Annotated in this window: 15 protein-coding genes; 11 read left to right on the top strand and 4 right to left on the bottom strand. The window is 59.4% G+C overall.

Translation table 11 applies throughout. The features are described from left to right. The first annotated feature begins 54 nt into the window (after positions 1 to 54). From menD to yfaU, 11 genes are all read left to right on the top strand, one after another. Positions 55 to 1,725 carry a 2-succinyl-5-enolpyruvyl-6-hydroxy-3-cyclohexene-1-carboxylic-acid synthase gene (menD, locus tag AB2B48_RS10610; RefSeq protein ID WP_368301719.1) on the top strand — a complete coding sequence of 557 codons (1,671 nt, stop codon included), beginning with the start codon at positions 55 to 57 and terminating at the stop codon, positions 1,723 to 1,725. Next, positions 1,722 to 2,486, top strand: coding sequence for a 2-succinyl-6-hydroxy-2,4-cyclohexadiene-1-carboxylate synthase (menH, locus tag AB2B48_RS10605; protein ID WP_368301718.1), 765 nt, complete (start codon positions 1,722 to 1,724; stop codon positions 2,484 to 2,486). Before menD ends, menH begins: the two co-directional genes overlap by 4 nt. An 8-nt stretch (positions 2,487 to 2,494) precedes the next feature. Continuing rightward, entirely contained in the window at positions 2,495 to 3,352 is an 858-nt protein-coding gene (gene menB / locus AB2B48_RS10600; RefSeq protein ID WP_035892608.1) for a 1,4-dihydroxy-2-naphthoyl-CoA synthase, read from the top strand. After that, positions 3,352 to 4,317 carry an o-succinylbenzoate synthase gene (gene menC, locus AB2B48_RS10595; protein ID WP_368301717.1) on the top strand — a complete coding sequence of 322 codons (966 nt, stop codon included), beginning with the start codon at positions 3,352 to 3,354 and terminating at the stop codon, positions 4,315 to 4,317. The genes menB and menC overlap by 1 nt, the downstream gene beginning before the upstream one ends. Further along, a complete protein-coding gene (gene menE, locus AB2B48_RS10590) occupies positions 4,314 to 5,675 on the top strand; it encodes an o-succinylbenzoate--CoA ligase (RefSeq protein ID WP_368301716.1) in 1,362 nt (453 codons plus the stop codon). The genes menC and menE overlap by 4 nt, the downstream gene beginning before the upstream one ends. Before the next feature lie 176 nt (positions 5,676 to 5,851). Next, positions 5,852 to 6,394 (top strand): YfaZ family outer membrane protein, encoded by a 543-nt coding sequence (locus AB2B48_RS10585; RefSeq protein ID WP_185666850.1) that lies wholly within the window; start codon positions 5,852 to 5,854, stop codon positions 6,392 to 6,394. Positions 6,395 to 6,492: 98 nt separating this feature from the next. Further along, positions 6,493 to 7,689, top strand: coding sequence for a nicotinamide mononucleotide deamidase-related protein YfaY (locus AB2B48_RS10580; RefSeq protein ID WP_368301715.1), 1,197 nt, complete (start codon positions 6,493 to 6,495; stop codon positions 7,687 to 7,689). Between the two features lie 203 nt (positions 7,690 to 7,892). After that, the gene (locus AB2B48_RS10575) at positions 7,893 to 8,675 is read left to right on the top strand and encodes an IclR family transcriptional regulator (RefSeq protein ID WP_185666852.1); all 783 of its coding nucleotides are present in this window, start codon (positions 7,893 to 7,895) and stop codon (positions 8,673 to 8,675) included. Between the two features lie 14 nt (positions 8,676 to 8,689). Continuing rightward, positions 8,690 to 9,895: an L-rhamnonate dehydratase gene (gene rhmD / locus AB2B48_RS10570; protein WP_139539127.1), complete on the top strand. Its 1,206-nt coding sequence runs from the start codon at positions 8,690 to 8,692 to the stop codon at positions 9,893 to 9,895. 53 nt (positions 9,896 to 9,948) lie between these two features. Further along, on the top strand, positions 9,949 to 11,238 hold the full coding sequence (locus tag AB2B48_RS10565) for an MFS transporter (RefSeq protein ID WP_368301714.1): 1,290 nt from the start codon (positions 9,949 to 9,951) through the stop codon (positions 11,236 to 11,238). A gap of 14 nt (positions 11,239 to 11,252) precedes the next feature. Beyond that, positions 11,253 to 12,056, top strand: coding sequence for a 2-keto-3-deoxy-L-rhamnonate aldolase (yfaU, locus tag AB2B48_RS10560; RefSeq protein WP_333009642.1), 804 nt, complete (start codon positions 11,253 to 11,255; stop codon positions 12,054 to 12,056). A 26-nt stretch (positions 12,057 to 12,082) separates the two neighbouring features. Here the strand turns inward: yfaU and glpC are convergent, their stop codons facing one another. The 4 genes from glpC to AB2B48_RS10540 all read right to left on the bottom strand — a co-directional run bounded on the left by glpC (position 12,083) and on the right by AB2B48_RS10540 (position 17,153). After that, positions 12,083 to 13,273 carry an anaerobic glycerol-3-phosphate dehydrogenase subunit GlpC gene (glpC, locus tag AB2B48_RS10555; protein ID WP_185666855.1) on the bottom strand — a complete coding sequence of 397 codons (1,191 nt, stop codon included), beginning with the start codon at positions 13,271 to 13,273 and terminating at the stop codon, positions 12,083 to 12,085. Beyond that, positions 13,270 to 14,529 (bottom strand): glycerol-3-phosphate dehydrogenase subunit GlpB, encoded by a 1,260-nt coding sequence (glpB, locus tag AB2B48_RS10550; protein WP_368301713.1) that lies wholly within the window; start codon positions 14,527 to 14,529, stop codon positions 13,270 to 13,272. Before glpB ends, glpC begins: the two co-directional genes overlap by 4 nt. After that, the gene (gene glpA / locus AB2B48_RS10545) at positions 14,519 to 16,147 is read right to left on the bottom strand and encodes an anaerobic glycerol-3-phosphate dehydrogenase subunit A (RefSeq protein WP_368301712.1); all 1,629 of its coding nucleotides are present in this window, start codon (positions 16,145 to 16,147) and stop codon (positions 14,519 to 14,521) included. The genes glpB and glpA overlap by 11 nt, the downstream gene beginning before the upstream one ends. Positions 16,148 to 16,274: 127 nt before the next feature. After that, a complete protein-coding gene (locus AB2B48_RS10540; RefSeq protein ID WP_368301711.1) occupies positions 16,275 to 17,153 on the bottom strand; it encodes a LysR family transcriptional regulator in 879 nt (292 codons plus the stop codon). Positions 17,154 to 17,222: the final 69 nt, after the last annotated feature.

Here is a 17,222-nt window from a genome sequence, read left to right as displayed (position 1 = left end):
CCTACTAAGCCGTAGAATCTATACTGAGTCGATTATTTGATACCGGACAACTTCATGTCAGTAAGCGCATTTAACCGACGCTGGGCGGCGGTGATCCTTGAAGCATTAACCCGTCACGGCGTGCGGCACGTTTGCATTGCGCCGGGGTCTCGTTCCACACCGCTTACGCTGGCGGCGGCGGAGAACCGCACCTTTATTCATCACACCCATTTTGATGAACGCGGGCTTGGGCATCTGGCGCTGGGGCTGGCGAAGGTCAGCCAGCAGCCGGTGGCGGTGATTGTCACTTCCGGCACGGCGGTGGCGAACCTCTACCCGGCGCTGATTGAAGCGGGGTTGACCGGTGAAAAAATTATTCTGCTGACCGCCGACCGCCCGCCTGAACTGATTGACTGCGGCGCGAATCAGGCGATCCGCCAGCCCGGTATGTTTGCCTCACACCCGTCCAGCACCCTCTCGTTACCGCGCCCGAGCCAGGATATTCCGGCCCGCTGGCTGGTCTCCGTGGTGGATGACGCGCTGGGCTCGCTGCATTCCGGCGGCGTACACATCAACTGCCCGTTTGCTGAACCGCTGTATGGCGATATGGACGATACTGGCCTTGCCTGGCAGCAGGCGTTAGGCGACTGGTGGCAGGGGGAAAAACCCTGGCTGCGCGAAGCGCTGCATCAGGAGAGTGCCGTCCAGCGCGACTGGTTCTTCTGGCGGCAAAAGCGCGGCGTGATTGTCGCCGGGCGCATGAGCGCGGAAGAGGGCAAGAAGGTTGCCGAATGGGCGAAAACCCTCGGCTGGCCGCTGATTGGCGACGTGCTGTCGCAAACCGGGCAGCCGCTGCCGTGTGCGGATCTCTGGCTCGGCAACCCGGCTGCCATCAGCGAGCTTGAGCAGGCCCAAATTGTGGTGCAGCTCGGCAGCAGCCTTACCGGCAAACGCGTGCTGCAATGGCAGCTGGCCTGCGAACCGGACGAGTACTGGCTGGTCGACCCGCTCTCCGGCCGTCTTGATCCGGCGCACCATCGTGGTCGTCGACTGGTGAGCAATATCGCCCAGTGGCTGGAAAAACACCCAGCGGAAAAACGCGCGCCGTGGACCACGGTCATCCCCACGCTCTCCGAGCAGGCATGGGATGCGGTCGCTGCGCAAAGTGAACATTTTGGTGAAGCGCAGCTGGCGCACCGTATTCGCCGCTATCTTCCTGAACAAGGGCAACTGTTCGTCGGCAACAGCCTGGTGGTGCGCTTAATTGACGCTTTAGGCCAGCTTCCGGCGGGCTATCCGGTTTATAGCAACCGCGGTGCCAGTGGCATCGACGGCCTGATTTCTACGGCGGCTGGTGTGCAGCGTGCCAGCGCGAGGCCGACGCTGGCTATCGTTGGCGACCTGTCCGCGCTCTACGACCTCAACGCACTGGCGCTGCTGCGTCAGGTCTCCGCGCCGCTGGTGCTGATTGTGGTCAACAACAACGGCGGGCAGATTTTCTCTCTGCTGCCGACGCCGGTGGAAGAGCGCGAGCGCTTCTACGCGATGCCGCAAAATGTTCACTTCGAACATGCGGCGAAGATGTTTGGCCTGCGCTATCAGCAGCCAGAGGATTGGGCCTCGCTGGAAGCCGCGCTGAGCACCGCCTGGCGTACGCCCGCGACCACGGTAATTGAGCTGGTGGTTAACGACACTGACGGTGCGCAAACGCTGCAGCATCTGCTGGCGCAGGTCAGCAAGCTATGATTCTGCACGCCGTGGCCGAGCAGGGCGACTCCACGCAGCCGTGGCTGGTTTTCCTGCACGGTTTTTCCGGCGACCATCGCGAATGGCAGCCGGTGGGGCAGCGCTTTGCGCGGGCGAATCGGCTGTATGTCGATCTCCCCGGCCACGGTGGTTCTGCGTCTGTCCGGGTCAATGACTTCACTGAGATGGACGCCGCACTCCAGGCTACGCTGCTTAGTTACAACATACTTAATTACTGGCTGGTGGGGTACTCGCTGGGCGGACGGATTGCCATGCACTACGCCTGCTCGCGGCCGGAAGGCCTCGCAGGGCTGATTGTCGAAGGCGGTCACCCTGGCCTGACGGACGACGCGGAGCGAGAATCGCGCTGGCGCAATGACGAAGCCTGGGCGCAGCGTTTTCGTCAGCTTCCGCTAGCGGACGTTTTCAGCGCCTGGTATCAACAACCGGTCTTTGCCAGCCTCACCGACGCGCAGCGCGATTCGCTGGTGGCGCTGCGTCAGCACAACGACGGCAATGCGCTGGCGGCAATGCTGCTAGCCACCTCGTTAGCCGTGCAGGAAGACCTCCGTCCTGCGCTGCACACGCTTTCATCTCCATTCTGGTATCTCTGTGGCGAGCGCGACCGCAAGTTTCGGGCTATTGCCGAGGCACTCTCGCGCCCTTACCACCTTATTCATGATGCCGGGCACAACGCGCACCGGGAAAATCCCGCGGGCGTGGCCGCGTGCCTGGCTCAGATTCTGCCTGTTAACTTATAGGACTCGCTATGATCTATCCTGATGAAGCTATGCTGTACGCCCCCGCTGAGTGGCACGATTGTTCCGAAGGTTTTACCGACATTCGCTACGAAAAATCCGCTGACGGCATCGCCAAAATCACCATTAACCGCCCGCAGGTTCGCAACGCGTTTCGTCCGCTGACGGTCAAAGAGATGATTCAGGCGCTGGCGGATGCCCGCTATGACGACAACGTCGGCGTGATCATCCTGACCGGTGCGGGCGACAAAGCCTTCTGCGCCGGCGGCGACCAGAAAGTGCGCGGCGACTACGGCGGATACCAGGACGACAGCGGCGTTCACCACCTGAACGTGCTGGACTTCCAGCGTCAGATTCGTACCTGCCCGAAACCGGTCGTGGCGATGGTCGCGGGCTTCTCCATCGGCGGCGGCCACGTGCTGCACATGATGTGTGACCTGACCATTGCGGCGGATAACGCCATCTTCGGCCAGACCGGCCCGAAAGTCGGCTCCTTCGACGGCGGCTGGGGTGCTTCCTACATGGCGCGTATCGTGGGTCAGAAGAAGGCGCGTGAAATCTGGTTCCTGTGCCGCCAGTACGACGCTAAAGCGGCGCTGGATATGGGCCTGGTGAACACCGTGGTACCGCTGGCCGATCTCGAAAAAGAGACCGTTCGCTGGTGCCGCGAAATGCTGCAAAACAGTCCGATGGCGCTGCGCTGCCTGAAAGCCGCGCTGAACGCTGACTGTGACGGTCAGGCGGGTCTGCAGGAGCTGGCGGGTAACGCCACCATGCTGTTCTACATGACCGAAGAAGGTCAGGAAGGCCGTAACGCTTTCAACCAGAAACGTCAGCCTGACTTCAGCAAATTCAAACGGAATCCGTAATGCGTAGTGCGCAGGTTTACCGCTGGCAGATACCGATGGACGCAGGTGTGGTTCTGCGCGAGCGGCGGCTGAAAACCCGTGATGGGTTATTCGTCTACCTGCGTGACGGCGAACGGGACGGGTGGGGAGAAATCTCCCCGCTGCCGGGCTTTAGCCTGGAGTCGCTGGACGACGCGCAGTCGGCGCTGCTGAGCTGGGTTAACGCCTGGCGGCAGGGTGACGATCGCACGTTGCCAGAGGTTCCCTCGGTAGCCTTCGGCATCAGCTGCGCGCTGGCGGAGCTGAACGATGCGCTGCCTGAGGCGGCGGATTATCGCGCTGCGCCGCTGTGTACCGGTGACCCGGACGATCTGGTTATCAAGCTTGCCGACATGTCCGGCGAGAAGGTGGCGAAAGTGAAGGTCGGCCTGTATGAAGCGGTCCGCGACGGCATGGTGGTGAACCTGCTGCTCGAAGCCATTCCAGAGTTGACCCTGCGCCTTGACGCCAACCGCGCCTGGACGCCGCTGAAAGCCCAGCAGTTCGCCAAATACGTCAACCCGGATCACCGCTCGCGTATCGCTTTCCTTGAGGAGCCATGCAAAACCCGCGATGACTCGCGCGCCTTTGCGCGTGAAACCGGCATTGCGATTGCCTGGGACGAAAGCCTGCGCGAGGCGGATTTCCGCTTTGAAGCCGAGCCCGGCCTCAAAGCCGTGGTGATCAAGCCAACGCTGACCGGCAGCCTGGAACGCGTCAAAGCCCAGGTGGCGGCGGCACACGCGCTCGGCCTGACGGCGGTGATCAGCTCCTCGCTGGAATCAAGCCTCGGCTTAACCCAACTGGCGCGCATTGCCGCGTGGCTAACGCCGCAAACCATCCCCGGCCTCGATACCCTGAATCTGATGCAGACCCAGCTGATTCGCTGCTGGCCTGGCAGCTTGCTGCCGTGCGGCGCGATCGAGGATATGGAGCCACTGCTGTGACCTTTACAACCTGGCCGTGGCGGCACTGGCGTGACGTGCGCGGCGACGCGGTTGCCCTGCGTTTCGATGATGAAACCCTAAGCTGGACGGCGCTGTGCGAACGTATCGACGCGCTGGCCGCCGGGTTTCAGGCGCAGGGCGTGAAGCCTGAAGACGGCGTGGCGCTCTGCGCGCGTAATCGCCCGGAGGCGGTGCTGGCCTGGCTGGCGCTGTTGCAGTGCGGCGCGCGTATTCTGCCGCTGAACCCACGGCTGCCGACGACGCTGGTCAACCAACTGCTGCCGGGCCTCAGCCTGCGCCACTTTTTAAATCTGGAAGCCGATGAGCACTATGGCCTCGCGCCGTTGCAGCTGCGTTGTGCATCGCTGACATCGTCGTGCGGCTGGCGTGCTGAACGCCTGGCTTCCATGACGCTCACCTCGGGTTCAACCGGCCTGCCGAAAGCGGCGGTGCATACCTGCGCGGCGCATCTGGCGAGCGCGCACGGCGTACTGAGCCTGATGCCGTTTGATCAGGATGACTGCTGGCTGCTGTCGCTGCCGTTGTTCCACGTCTCCGGCCAGGGGATTTTCTGGCGCTGGCTGCTGATGGGCGCGCAGATGGCGGTCAGTGAACGCCCGCTCGCGCAGGCGCTGCACGGCTGCTCCCACGCCTCGCTGGTGCCGACGCAGCTCTGGCGTCTGCTTAATGACGAACAGCCGCTCACCCTAAAAACGGTGCTGCTGGGCGGTGCGGCGATCCCTGCGGTGCTGACTGAACAAGCTGCGGCGCAGGGGATTCAAACCTTCTGCGGCTACGGCCTGACCGAGTTTGCTTCTACCGTCTGTGCGCGCGAAGCCAACGGCGGCGAGGATGTTGGCGTGCCGCTGCCGGGGCGTGAGCTACGGCTGGTCGATGGCGAAATCTGGCTGCGGGCCAGCAGCATGGCCTCAGGTTACTGGCGCAACGGTGAGCTGGTGCCGCTGGTGAACGCCGAAGGCTGGTTTGCCACCCGCGATCGCGGAGAAATCCACGACGGCAAGCTGCACGTCATTGGTCGCCTGGATAATCTGTTTTTCAGTGGCGGTGAGGGCATTCAGCCGGAAGACGTTGAACGGGTATTGGTACAACATCCGGCGGTGAATCAGGTCTTTATTGTGCCCATTGATGATATCGAATTTGGTCAGCGCCCGGTGGCGGTGCTGGACGCCGAGCCGACGCTGAATATGGCCGAGCTAACGCAGTGGGCAAAGGACAAGCTGGCGGTTTTCCAGCAGCCATGTCGCTGGCTGTTGCTGCCTGAGGCGATGAAAGGGACGGGAATTAAAGTTTCTCGCCATCAGTTGACCCAGTGGGTAAGCGCACAGGGAAAATTGTGATCAATAGATATGCGTGATTGCATTGGTAAGTATTATTATTCCTGCTGATGTATGAGAAGTAATTCGTTACAATCCCACTGATTATTGCCTGTTTCGTACATTGAATCCGCTGCGTATCGCAGTACAATTCAGCGGGTTATGGGCGTTTATTTTTGCGTTTGCGTGAAAGGATGAAGATGAAAAAGAGCGTGTTATTGGGTCTGGCGGGGCTGATGTTTGTCTCCGCGTCAGCGAGTGCAGTCAGCTTTAGCGGCCAGGCCGGTAAAGATTACACTAACCTGGGTTTTGGTCTCGGCACTGAGACATCCGGCCTGGCGTTAACCGGTAACTGGACGCACAGCGACGACGACGGTGATGTCGCAGGTCTGGGCCTGGGTCTGAATATCCCTCTCGGTCCATTCATGGCAACCGTGGGCGGTAAAGGCGTTTATACCGATCCGAACGACAGCGATTCCGGCTATGCCGCTGCGGTCGGCGGCGGCCTGCAGTGGAAAATTGGCGACAGCCTGCGTCTGTTCGGTGAGTACTACTACTCTCCAGATTCGCTTTCCAGCGGTATCGACAGCTACACCGAAGCGAACGCGGGCGCGCGTTACACCATCATGCGTCCAATCAGCATCGAAGCGGGTTATCGTTACCTGAACCTCGCGGGTAAAGACGGTCATCGCGACAACACCGTGGCCGATGGCCCATACGTTGGCGTGAGCGCAGCGTTCTAATCTCCCCCCGGCGCGGCGGCACCGCTGCGCCAGTTTTTCTCTTCTTAAATCCTCCGCTTGCGTTATAGTGACTCGTCCTCTTTTTATTGGAGAAAGTGATGATAACGGTTGAGATGCTGTCCACCGGTGACGAAGTCTTATCGGGGCAGATCGTCGATACAAACGCTGCCTGGCTTGCCGACTTTTGCTTTCAGCAGGGAATCCCGCTGACGCGACGCAACACCGTGGGCGATAACCTGGAAGACCTGGTGGCGATTCTGCGCGAGCGCAGTACCCAGGCGGATATTCTGATTGTGAACGGCGGCCTGGGGCCGACCAGTGATGACCTCAGCGCGCTTGCCGCGGCAACGGCCAAAGGCGAATCGCTGATTCTGCACGAAGAGTGGCTGGCGTTTATGGAGCGCTTTTTCAGCGAGCGCGGCCGCGTCATGGCGCCGAGCAACCGCAAACAGGCCGAAATCCCGGCCAGCGCCGAGCTTATCGATAACCCGGTCGGCACCGCCTGCGGCTTTGCCGTCAAGCTCAACCGCTGCCTGATGTTCTTCACCCCGGGCGTGCCGTCCGAGTTTAAGGTGATGGTAGAAAAAGAGATTCTGCCGCGCATTCGCCAGCGTTATCCGGTCGGCGAACCGCCGCTGTGCCTGCGTCTGACCACCTTTGGCCGCTCAGAAAGCGATCTCGCTCAGAGCCTGCAGCACCTTGAGCTACCGCCGGGCGTGAGCATGGGCTATCGCTCCTCAATGCCGATTATCGAACTGAAGCTAACCGGGCCTGCGGAACATCGCGAGGCGATGCTGGCGCTGTGGCCGGAAGTGCAGAAAGTGGCGGGTGAAAGTCTGATTTTCGAAGGTACCGAAGGGCTGCCTGCACAGCTGGCGCGGGTACTAAAAGAGAAACAGCTCAGCCTGACCCTAAGCGAGCAGTTCACCAGCGGGCTGATTGCCCTGCAACTGTCCCGCGCGCAGGCGCCGTTGCTCGCCAGCGAAGTGGTACCGCCGCAGGATGAGAGCTTAGCGCAGACCGCCCGCTGGGCCGCTGAGCGCCGGGTTAATCATTTCGCCGGGCTGGCGCTGGCGGTAAGCGGCCTTGAAAGCGAACACATCAACTTTGCGCTCGCTACGCCGGAAGCCACCCACGCGCTCCAGATGAAGTTCAGCAATACGCGTCATGGTCTGGCGGTGCGTCAGGAAGTGTGCGCAATGATGGCGCTGAACATGCTGCGCCGCTGGCTGAACGGTCGCCCGGTTGCCAGTGAACACGGCTGGATTAGCGTGGTGGATTCGCTGGTGCTGTAACACATCAACGCGTCGGAGATGGCCTTCGGCGCTTTTTCAGTCCAACCTGTTGTACTTGCTTTGAAATAATCTGTGCGCCATCTCTCATCTTTTTCCCTCCAAACCTCCATCAGGCTGGAATAGCCCCATCGTTTGAAGTTGCTCACAATTTAGCGCCCTGACAACCGCAACACTGATTCCAGTATTCAGGATTGGAGTCCAGTATGTTGGAATCAAGCAAAGTCCCGGCGCTCACCCGCGCCATTGATATTCTCAATTTGATCGCCCGTATCGGCCCCTGTAGCGCGGCGACCATTATTGACGAACTGGGTATCCCGAAAAGCACTGCCTATCTGCTGCTGGGGGAGTTAAAAAAACAGCGCTTCCTCAGCCTGGATAATCAGGATAACTATTGCCTGTGGACTAAGCTGGTTGAACTGGCCGGTCATGCGCTGAGCAAAATGGACCTGCGCGAACTGGCGCGCCCGCGCCTGACGCAGCTGATGGATCAGTGCGGACTGCTCTGCCACCTGGGGATCATCGATAACGGCAACGCCTATTACATTCTGAAGATCGAATCTCCGGCCACCATCAGCGTGCGTTCACATGAAGGCAAGAGCCTGTCGCTGTATCGTTCCGGTATCGGTAAATGCCTGCTGGCCTGGCAACCTGAGCGGGTTCAGGAGTCGATTATCAGCGAACTGCGCTGGGAGCGGGCCACGCCGACCACCATCATCACTGCCCAGCAGCTTCACGATGAGCTAAAACGCATTCGTGCCAGAGGCTGGAGCTTCGATAATGGCGAAGATTATCCCGACGTTCGCTGCGTCGCCGCACCGGTCTTTAACGCGAATAACGAGCTGACCGCTGCTATCTCAGTGGTGGGCACGCGCCTGCAAATCAACGAAGACAATCGTGATTACCTCGCCGGTAAGGCGATTGCCTGCGCGAAAGATATTTCACGCCTGTTGGGGTGGAAAAGCCCCTTTGAACAACAAGCCTCATAATAAGGAAAAACATCATGACCCTACCGAAAATTAAACACGTTCGCGCCTGGTTTATCGGCGGCGCTACCGCAGAGAAAGGCGCTGGCGGCGGTGATTATCACGATCAGGGTGCAAACCACTGGATTGATGATCACATTGCTACGCCGATGAGCAAGTACAAACAGTATGAGCAGTCTCGCCAGTCATTTGGCATCAACGTTCTGGGGACGCTGATTGTTGAAGTTGAAGCTGAAAATGGGCAGACCGGTTTTGCGGTATCAACGGCGGGGGAAATGGGCTGCTTTATCGTTGAAAAACACCTGAACCGCTTTATCGAAGGTAAGTGCGTCAGCGATATCAAACTGATCCATGATCAGATGCTCAACGCCACGATGTACTATTCCGGCTCCGGCGGCCTGGTGATGAACACCATCTCCTGTATCGATCTCGCACTGTGGGATCTGTTCGGTAAAGTGGTTGGCCTGCCGGTGTATAAACTGCTGGGCGGCGCGGTGCGTGATGAAATTCAGTTCTATGCCACCGGCGCACGCCCAGACCTGGCGAAAGAGATGGGCTTTATCGGCGGGAAAATGCCGACCCACTGGGGGCCACACGATGGCGATGCAGGGATCCGCAAAGACGCCGCGATGGTCGCTGATATGCGTGAAAAATGCGGCCCGGATTTCTGGTTGATGCTTGACTGCTGGATGAGCCAGGACGTTAATTACGCCACTAAGCTGGCTCACGCCTGCGCACCTCACAACCTTAAGTGGATCGAGGAGTGCCTGCCACCGCAGCAGTATGAAGGCTATCGTGAACTCAAACGCAATGCGCCAGCCGGGATGATGGTCACCAGCGGTGAGCACCACGGTACGCTGCAATCTTTCCGCACTTTGTCAGAAACCGGCATCGATATTATGCAGCCTGATGTGGGCTGGTGTGGCGGTTTGACCACGCTGGTAGAGATTGCCGCTATTGCTAAAGCGCGCGGTCAACTGGTGGTCCCGCACGGATCATCGGTCTATTCACACCACGCGGTCATTACCTTTACCAACACACCGTTCAGCGAATTCCTGATGACCAGCCCGGACTGCTCAACAATGCGTCCGCAGTTTGACCCGATTCTGGTCGGTGAACCGGTGCCGCAAAATGGGCGCATTCATAAAACCGTTCTCGATAAACCGGGCTTCGGCGTTGAGCTGAACCGCGACTGCAACCTGAAACGTCCTTATAGCCACTGATCCAGCCGTGCCGTACAGCATTGATGTGCGGCCCATTTTTTGAGGATATTACGATGAGCAACACCTTGCTTGAGAGCGTGGTGAAGAAAAACCGCGCCCGTTTGATCCCCTTTATGCTGGCGCTGTACGTGCTGGCATTTCTTGACCGCTCGAATATTGGCTTTGCCAAAGAGACCTATCAGCTGGATACCGGGCTAAGTAATGAAGCCTATGCGTTGGGGGCGGGGATCTTCTTTGTGGTGTACGCCTTTCTCGGGGTGCCCGCTAATCTGCTGATGCGCAAATTCGGCGCGCGAAAATGGATTGGCTGCACCACACTGCTGTGGGGCGTTCTGTCAGCAGCGATGGCGTGGGCGGATACCGAAGCGAAATTTCTGCTGGTGCGCACGCTGCTCGGCGCCGCTGAAGCGGGTTTTTTCCCCGGTATGATCTACCTGACCTCCCAGTGGTTCCCGCAGCAAAACCGCGCCAGCATTATGGGGCTATTTTATATGGGCGCGCCGCTGGCGCTGACGCTCGGCTCGCCTTTATCCGGCGCGCTGCTGGAAATGCACGGTTTTATGGGGCATCCCGGCTGGTTCTGGATGTTTATCATTGAAGGGCTGCTTGCCGTTGGCGCGGGATTCTTCACCTTCCTCTGGCTCGACGACACCCCGCAAAATGCGCGTTTCCTGACGTCCGCTGAGAAACAGGCGTTAATCAGCGAGCTGGCCAACGAAGAGCAGAAAAAGGTCACTTCGCGGTTGTCCGATGCTTTGCGCAATGGCCGCGTCTGGCAGCTGGCGATTATCTATCTGACCATTCAGGTTGCGGTTTATGGCCTGATTTTCTTCCTGCCGACTCAGGTCGCTGCGCTGCTGGGCACCAAAGTGGGGTTTGTGGCCTCGGTCGTGACTGCGATTCCATGGGTTGCGGCGCTGTTCGGTACCTGGCTGATTCCACGCTACTCCGACCGTACCGGTGAGCGGCGTAATATCGCGGCATTCACTCTGCTGGCGGCAGCAATAGGTATTGCGGTCTCCGGTCTGGTTTCACCGGTGCTGGCGATCATCGCGCTGTGTGTAGCCGCCGTTGGCGTTATTGCCGTACAGCCGGTCTTCTGGACCATGCCGACGCAGCTGCTTTCCGGTACGGCGCTGGCGGCTGGCATTGGGTTCGTCAACCTGTTTGGCGCCATCGGTGGTTTTCTGGCGCCGATTATTCGCGTTCAGGCCGAAACGATCTTCGCCAGCAATTCTGCCGGATTATTGACGCTCGCCTGCGTCGCGATTGTTGGGGTCGTTATTATTTTTTCACTGCGTGTTAATCGCACGGTGCCGCAGGCTAGCACCTTACAGCATTAATTTAAGGGAGCACTATGAACGCCATTTTATCGAATCCATTTAAAGCGGGACTTTTGCAGGGAGAGGCGCAAATTGGTCTGTGGTTGAGCACGACCTCTTCCTACATGGCGGAAATTGCCGCCACTTCGGGCTACGACTGGTTGCTGATTGACGGCGAGCATGCGCCGAATACGGTCCAGGATCTGTACCACCAACTCCAGGCTATTGCTCCCTACGCCAGCCATCCGGTCATTCGTCCGGTAGAGGGCAATCGTAGCCTGATTAAGCAGGTGCTGGATATTGGCACCAGAACGCTGTTGATCCCAATGGTCGATACCGCCGAGCAGGCGAGGGATATTGTCTCTGCCACCCGCTACCCACCTGTCGGTACCCGCGGCGTTGGCGCTGGGGTGGCTCGCGCCGCGCGCTGGGGACGCGTGGAGAACTATATGGCGCAGGCCAACGACGAGCTGTGTTTGCTGATTCAGATGGAGAGTAAAACGGCACTTGAAAATCTGGATGAGATCCTCGAAGTGGAAGGTATTGATGGCGTCTTTATCGGCCCTGCTGATTTATCCGCCTCGTTAGGCTATCCGGATAATGCCGGGCATCCGGAAGTTCAGCGGGTTATTGAGCAGAGCATACGACGCATTCGCGCCGCGGGAAAGGCCGCTGGATTCCTGGCCGTTGACCCAGAAATGGCGCAAAAAGTACTCGCGTGGGGGGCTAATTTTGTTGCGGTAGGGGTGGATACCAATCTCTATACCCGCGCGCTTGATGAACGTCTGGCGATATTCAAACCCGTGGCCGAACAACCAAAAGGAAAGGGGAGCTACTAGCGTTCTCCCCCTTTGGAAGGCGTTGTTTAAACTAACGCCCGCGCCAACAGCGTAATCGGATGTTCACAGCGCTTGCTGGTGGACATCTCAATCTGCCATTTACAGGTTTCGCAGTCGGTAATCACCAGGTCTGCACCGCTCGCTTCAATTTGTGCGAAGAGCGGTGCGCCTATCGCCTGTGATGTTGGGTAGTTCTCCGTTTTGAATCCATACGTTCCCGCGATCCCGCAGCATTGTGAGTCCAGTACCTGCAGCTCAATACCCGGTATGCGCCGCAGCAGTTCGAGGGTGTACAGCGACCAGCCCATCTTCTCCATATGACACGGCGTGTGATACACCACCTTCAGTGGCAGCGGCTTTAACGGCAATGCAGCGCCATCGTCCAGTTTGCGCCACAGCCAGCGGGTCGCCAGCTCAATGTTGTCGCGCAGGTCGTGGTTATCGACGTCCAGCAGGTGCGGGTACTCATCGCGTAGCGTAAAGGTGCAGGTGGATGAGGTGGCAATCACCGGCAGCTTTTTGCCGCCAATCGCTTCCCGCAGTGAGGCAACGTTGCTTTGTGCCTGGCGGCGCGCTTTGTCAAAGAACCCGTTGGCAATCAGCGGCACGCCGCAGCACTTCTCTTTGCTGAGCAGCTGCACGCCAATCCCCATCGCGTTCATCACCTTAATCAGGTCGAGCCCGAGCTGTGGGTGGTTGTAATTGACGTAGCAGCCGTGGAAGAACGCCACCTGCTCGGCAAACTGCGCCTGCTGTGCAGCAAGACGAGCGTAACGGCGGCGGAAGGTACCGAAAGAGTATTTCGGCAGGGCGCGGTGGTGGTCAATCTTGAGGGCGCTATCCAGCAACTGGCGTACCGGCTTCAGGCCGGTGGCGGCGTTGACGATGGGGGCGAACGGCGTAGAGAGCGTGCCCATCAGATCGGTATGGCTGAGGATCGTATCGCGGATGCCCGGCTTTTGCTGGCTATAGTCGGCGCGGGCGCGCTGGATAATATCGCCAATTTTTACATCGGACGGGCAGGCCACCTCGCAGCGCTTGCAGTTGATGCAGTATTTTAGCGCCTCGTCATACAGCCCGGCATCTTTGCGGCGCAGGCGTTCGCCGTCCGGCCCGGCCTGTTTCGGCCCCGGATAGCGCGGATTGACGCGGCTGACGGGGCAGACGGTGGTGCAAACGGTGCATTTAATGCAGTTTTCGAAACTTTGCTGGCTCATGCTTCACCTCCCGCCAAACGGATAATCTGCGCGGCGGCGTGCAGCGCGGTGACGGCGCATACGCCACCGCCGCAGCCCTGGGTAATCGGGTCGAAGCCGCCGAGCACCGAGCCGATGGCAAACAGGTTGCGCATAGGTAAGCCCCGGAGCGCGGGATGCAGTTCGGCATCGACGATAGCGCCGGATTGCTGCCACGGCTGTGGGTCAAAGAAATCATCGCGATAGCCTGCGCTGCGCGAGGCGGGCTGCTGAATATCCAGCCCCATGATCGACTCACGAATACCGTCGCGCCCGGCGGCCAGGCCGTTGCTGAAGAAGCTGCCGCTGGCTAGCACCGCAAAGCGCGGGCGCAGTGGGATATCGCCGTGGTTACGTGTCCAGACTTCGCGAACCTCGCCGTTGTCGTGGCTGACGCGCACCGCTTCATCGCCCGGCATCCAGGTGCCGCCCAGCGCAACAAACCGCCGTTGCAGCGAGGCGTGCAGCCGCATGCCTGGCACCGAAGGCGGCAGCGTTGGCAGCAGCGAAAGGGTGCAGGGGAGGTTATGGTTAAGCCAGTCGAACAGCGCGGTATCGCGCAGGCCAAAGCAGGCGGGCATCACCAGCGTGTCGCGCCCTTCGCTGAGCGGCAGCAGCGCCTGATGTAGCACCGACCAGTGTGCTTTTTCATCCAGCACTCTGGCGATATTCACCGCGCGGAACTCGGTGGGGTTCTCGCGCAGCACATCCAGCTCCGGTAAATCGATTTCCGCAGCATCGGCATTAAATCCCTGCTGTTGCAGGGATTCGGCGACCAGGTGCGGCTGAAAATCGAGAAACCCGCTAATGCCCACCACCCGAATGCGCCCGTGTGTGAGCGGAATAATCGGTACTTCCGACGGGCTGAGCCAGGCGGCGCGCTGGGTGCCCAGCGGGGTAATGCGCTGATGCGGCTTTGCCATATCGCCGAGCATGTTCATCCCACACTCTGCCAGCAGGGTCTGCGTCTGTCGCGCGTAGCGCTGCACAAGGTCAGCGCCAATCTGGCTATAGGGATGTTGTGGAGATTGCTCGCGCAGCGCGGCCAGCCCGCTGTCGAGGTCGGTAACCGGCTGGCCGTCGGGCAGAGTGCTGAGCAAGTCCAGCGAACCGGAAGAGAAGTGCAGCGCGCTCTGGCCCCGGCTAACAATCACCGCGCGCAGGCCCGCTTTTTGTAGCTGAATGCCGCACAGCAGCCCGGCGAGCCCGCCGCCGATAATTACGCTATCAAATTTCATCTTCAGGCTCCTTTTTCAGGCCGCACAATCCCTGGTACACCCAGCGGGTCAGTTCGCTTTCGCGCAGCGCATCGCCCCAGGCGATCGGCTGCACGCCTTTCCAGCGCTCGTTGAGGAAGGCAGAAAGCTGGGTGAGTGATTGCGCCGAAGTGGCGGCGCGATAGCGCTGGAGCAGGCCAGCGGCGCGGCAGGCGCATAGCTCGCCCTGACAGGTTCCCATGCCGACGCGGGTGCGGCGGCGTAAATCCAACAGGTTATTGACCGCCAGATTTTCCACCGCGTACTCCACTTCGCCTGCGGTCACGGCTTCGCATTCGCAGACCACGCTGCGCTGCAATCGACTGTTGCCGAGCCACTCCGGCGTGCGGTCGCCGTGGCGATAGACCGCTGAACCGCGCAGCGGGGCGGGAAGGGAAATCATGCGCTGGAGCGTTTTCTCTGCGGATTCGCGAGAGCCGGGCAGCGGCGTTTGGGCGGTGGTGCAGGTGCCGCTGTGGTTGAGCTTGCGGCAGATAGCATCGGTGGCCCATTCCGCCATCAGGCGGTAGGTCATCAGCTTGCCGCCGGTAATGGTAATAAACCCTTCCAGCCCGTCGCGCTCGGCGTGATCCAGCAGGACAATGCCCCGGCTAACGTTGCGCCCGCTGGGGTCATCGTCGCTGGCAACCAGCGGACGCACGCCGCAGTAAGCGCGAAGAATGCGGGTGTTCGCCATGATTGGTGACAGCTTCTCACCTTCGCGCAGCAGGATATCCACCTCGTCGGCGGTGACGCGGCAGCGGTCAATATCATCGTAATCAATGTGCGTTGAGGTGGTGCCAATCAGCGAAATCGTGTCGCCGGGCACCAGAATATCGGCATCGGCAGGCGGGCGGCAGCGGTTGATCACGTGCTGGTTGATACGGTTTTCAAAAATCAGCAGCGAGCCTTTCGCCGGGAACATGCGGATGCGCAGGTCGGCGTATTCGGCGATGCGCTGGCCCCAGATCCCGGCGGCGTTAACCACCACTGGCGCACGCAGTTCGCGCGGTTGCCCGGTGGTGTGGTTGAGCAGGCGAACGCCACTGATGCGGTCATTATGGCGAATCAGGCCGGTGACTTCGTGGGCGGTAAAAATCGCCGCGCCGTGTTCGCGCGCGTCGAGCATATTGGCGGCGGTGAGACGGAAGGGGTCAACGGTGCCGTCGGGTACGCGCACGGCACCAACTAATGCCGGGTTTACCGCAGGCTCCATTCGACGCGCCAGCGTGGGGTCGATAGCTTCGGCCTGAATGCCCGCTACCTGGCAGGCATCCATAAAGGTGCGCTGGTAGCTGAGGTCGTCTTCGGGCAGGGTGATAAACAGCCCGCTGGTGGGCTCAATGCAGTGACGGGCGATGCGTCGCAGGATCTGGTTTTCGCTGATGCATTCGCGCGCCGATTCGCTGTCGGTCACCGCATAGCGTGCGCCGCTGTGCAGTAGACCATGGTTGCGGCCGGTGGCGCCGGTGGCAATATCAAAGCGTTCAACCAGCGCAACCTTCAGCCCGCGAAGGGAGGCGTCGCGGGCGATACCGGCTCCGGTGGCTCCGCCGCCGATGATGATGGCATCGTATTGATTGACAGAGGCGCTGTCCATAATGTGTCCTCAATGTTCGTTTTAACAACATTAAGTCATGTGTATGGATTATTTTGTTTGATTTCGAACATATTCGCGCATTAATCGAAAAGGGTAATGGTGAGAAATGTGCTGCGTATCGCCTTTCTTAGATGTGCCCGTCCCCGACGAGCTGATGCAGGCAGTCGTGTAATAACTGTAAAGGGCTACCGCTCACCGGAGGCTCGCTGGCGATAAGCGACACCTGGCGATAGAACGGCGGCTCCAGCGGTACCGAGCGCAGCGGTTGCTCCAGCGTTTTCAGGGTTAGCTCCGGCAGCAGTGCGATGCCTAGTCCCTGACGAATAAAGCTCATCGCCGTGCTGGGGTGGTTAAATTCGTATTTAATGTTGGGGGTAATATTCATGCCGGCAAACAGCGACATGATGCTCATTTCATAGCGCCCTTTACTGACAATCAGCGGCTCGTCAAACAGGGCGTTCAGCGAAATGGCTTTTTTCCCCGCAAAGGGATGATTATCTGGCACCACGACGGCAAAGCGGTCTTTATAGACCGGGGCAACGAACATGCCTTCAACCGGAATATGCACAAAGCCGGCGTCAATATTATTGTCGCGAATCGCGTCGATAATTTCGGCGCTGTTGGCTTCGTGGGGGACGATTTTAATATTCGGATGATGCTGTTCAAAATATCGCACCACCTCGGGCAGTACGCTGGCGCAAATACTCGGAAAGCAGCCAATGCGTAACTGGCGTAGCGGCGTTTTTTTCTCCTGCTCGGCAATCTCTTTAACCGCGCTGACTTCGCTCATCAGGCGGCGAAGGTGGGACACGATGCGCACGCCTGCGACCGTCAGCGTGATGGCCTTACGGCGCTCGCGGACCAGGATGGCGACGCCCAACTCCTCTTCCAGAGCGGAAATGGCCTGGCTGACGGCGGACTGGGTCATGTACAGTCGTTTGCCCGCCTCGGTGAATCCCCCGCATTCGAGGACCGTTAACAGCGCGCCGATCTGCGTTAGTGTCATTAGTTTTTCCTAATTAAAGCTATTAAGACGATTAATTTTACTAATTTACATCGTCTGCTTATAATTTTT

It is taken from the genome of Kluyvera sichuanensis (assembly GCF_040930405.1).
In the GTDB taxonomy this organism is placed as follows: Bacteria; Pseudomonadota; Gammaproteobacteria; order Enterobacterales; family Enterobacteriaceae; genus Kluyvera; species Kluyvera sichuanensis.
The sequence above is the reverse complement of the archived record's forward strand: the minus strand, read 5'-3'. Positions and strand labels throughout refer to the sequence as shown.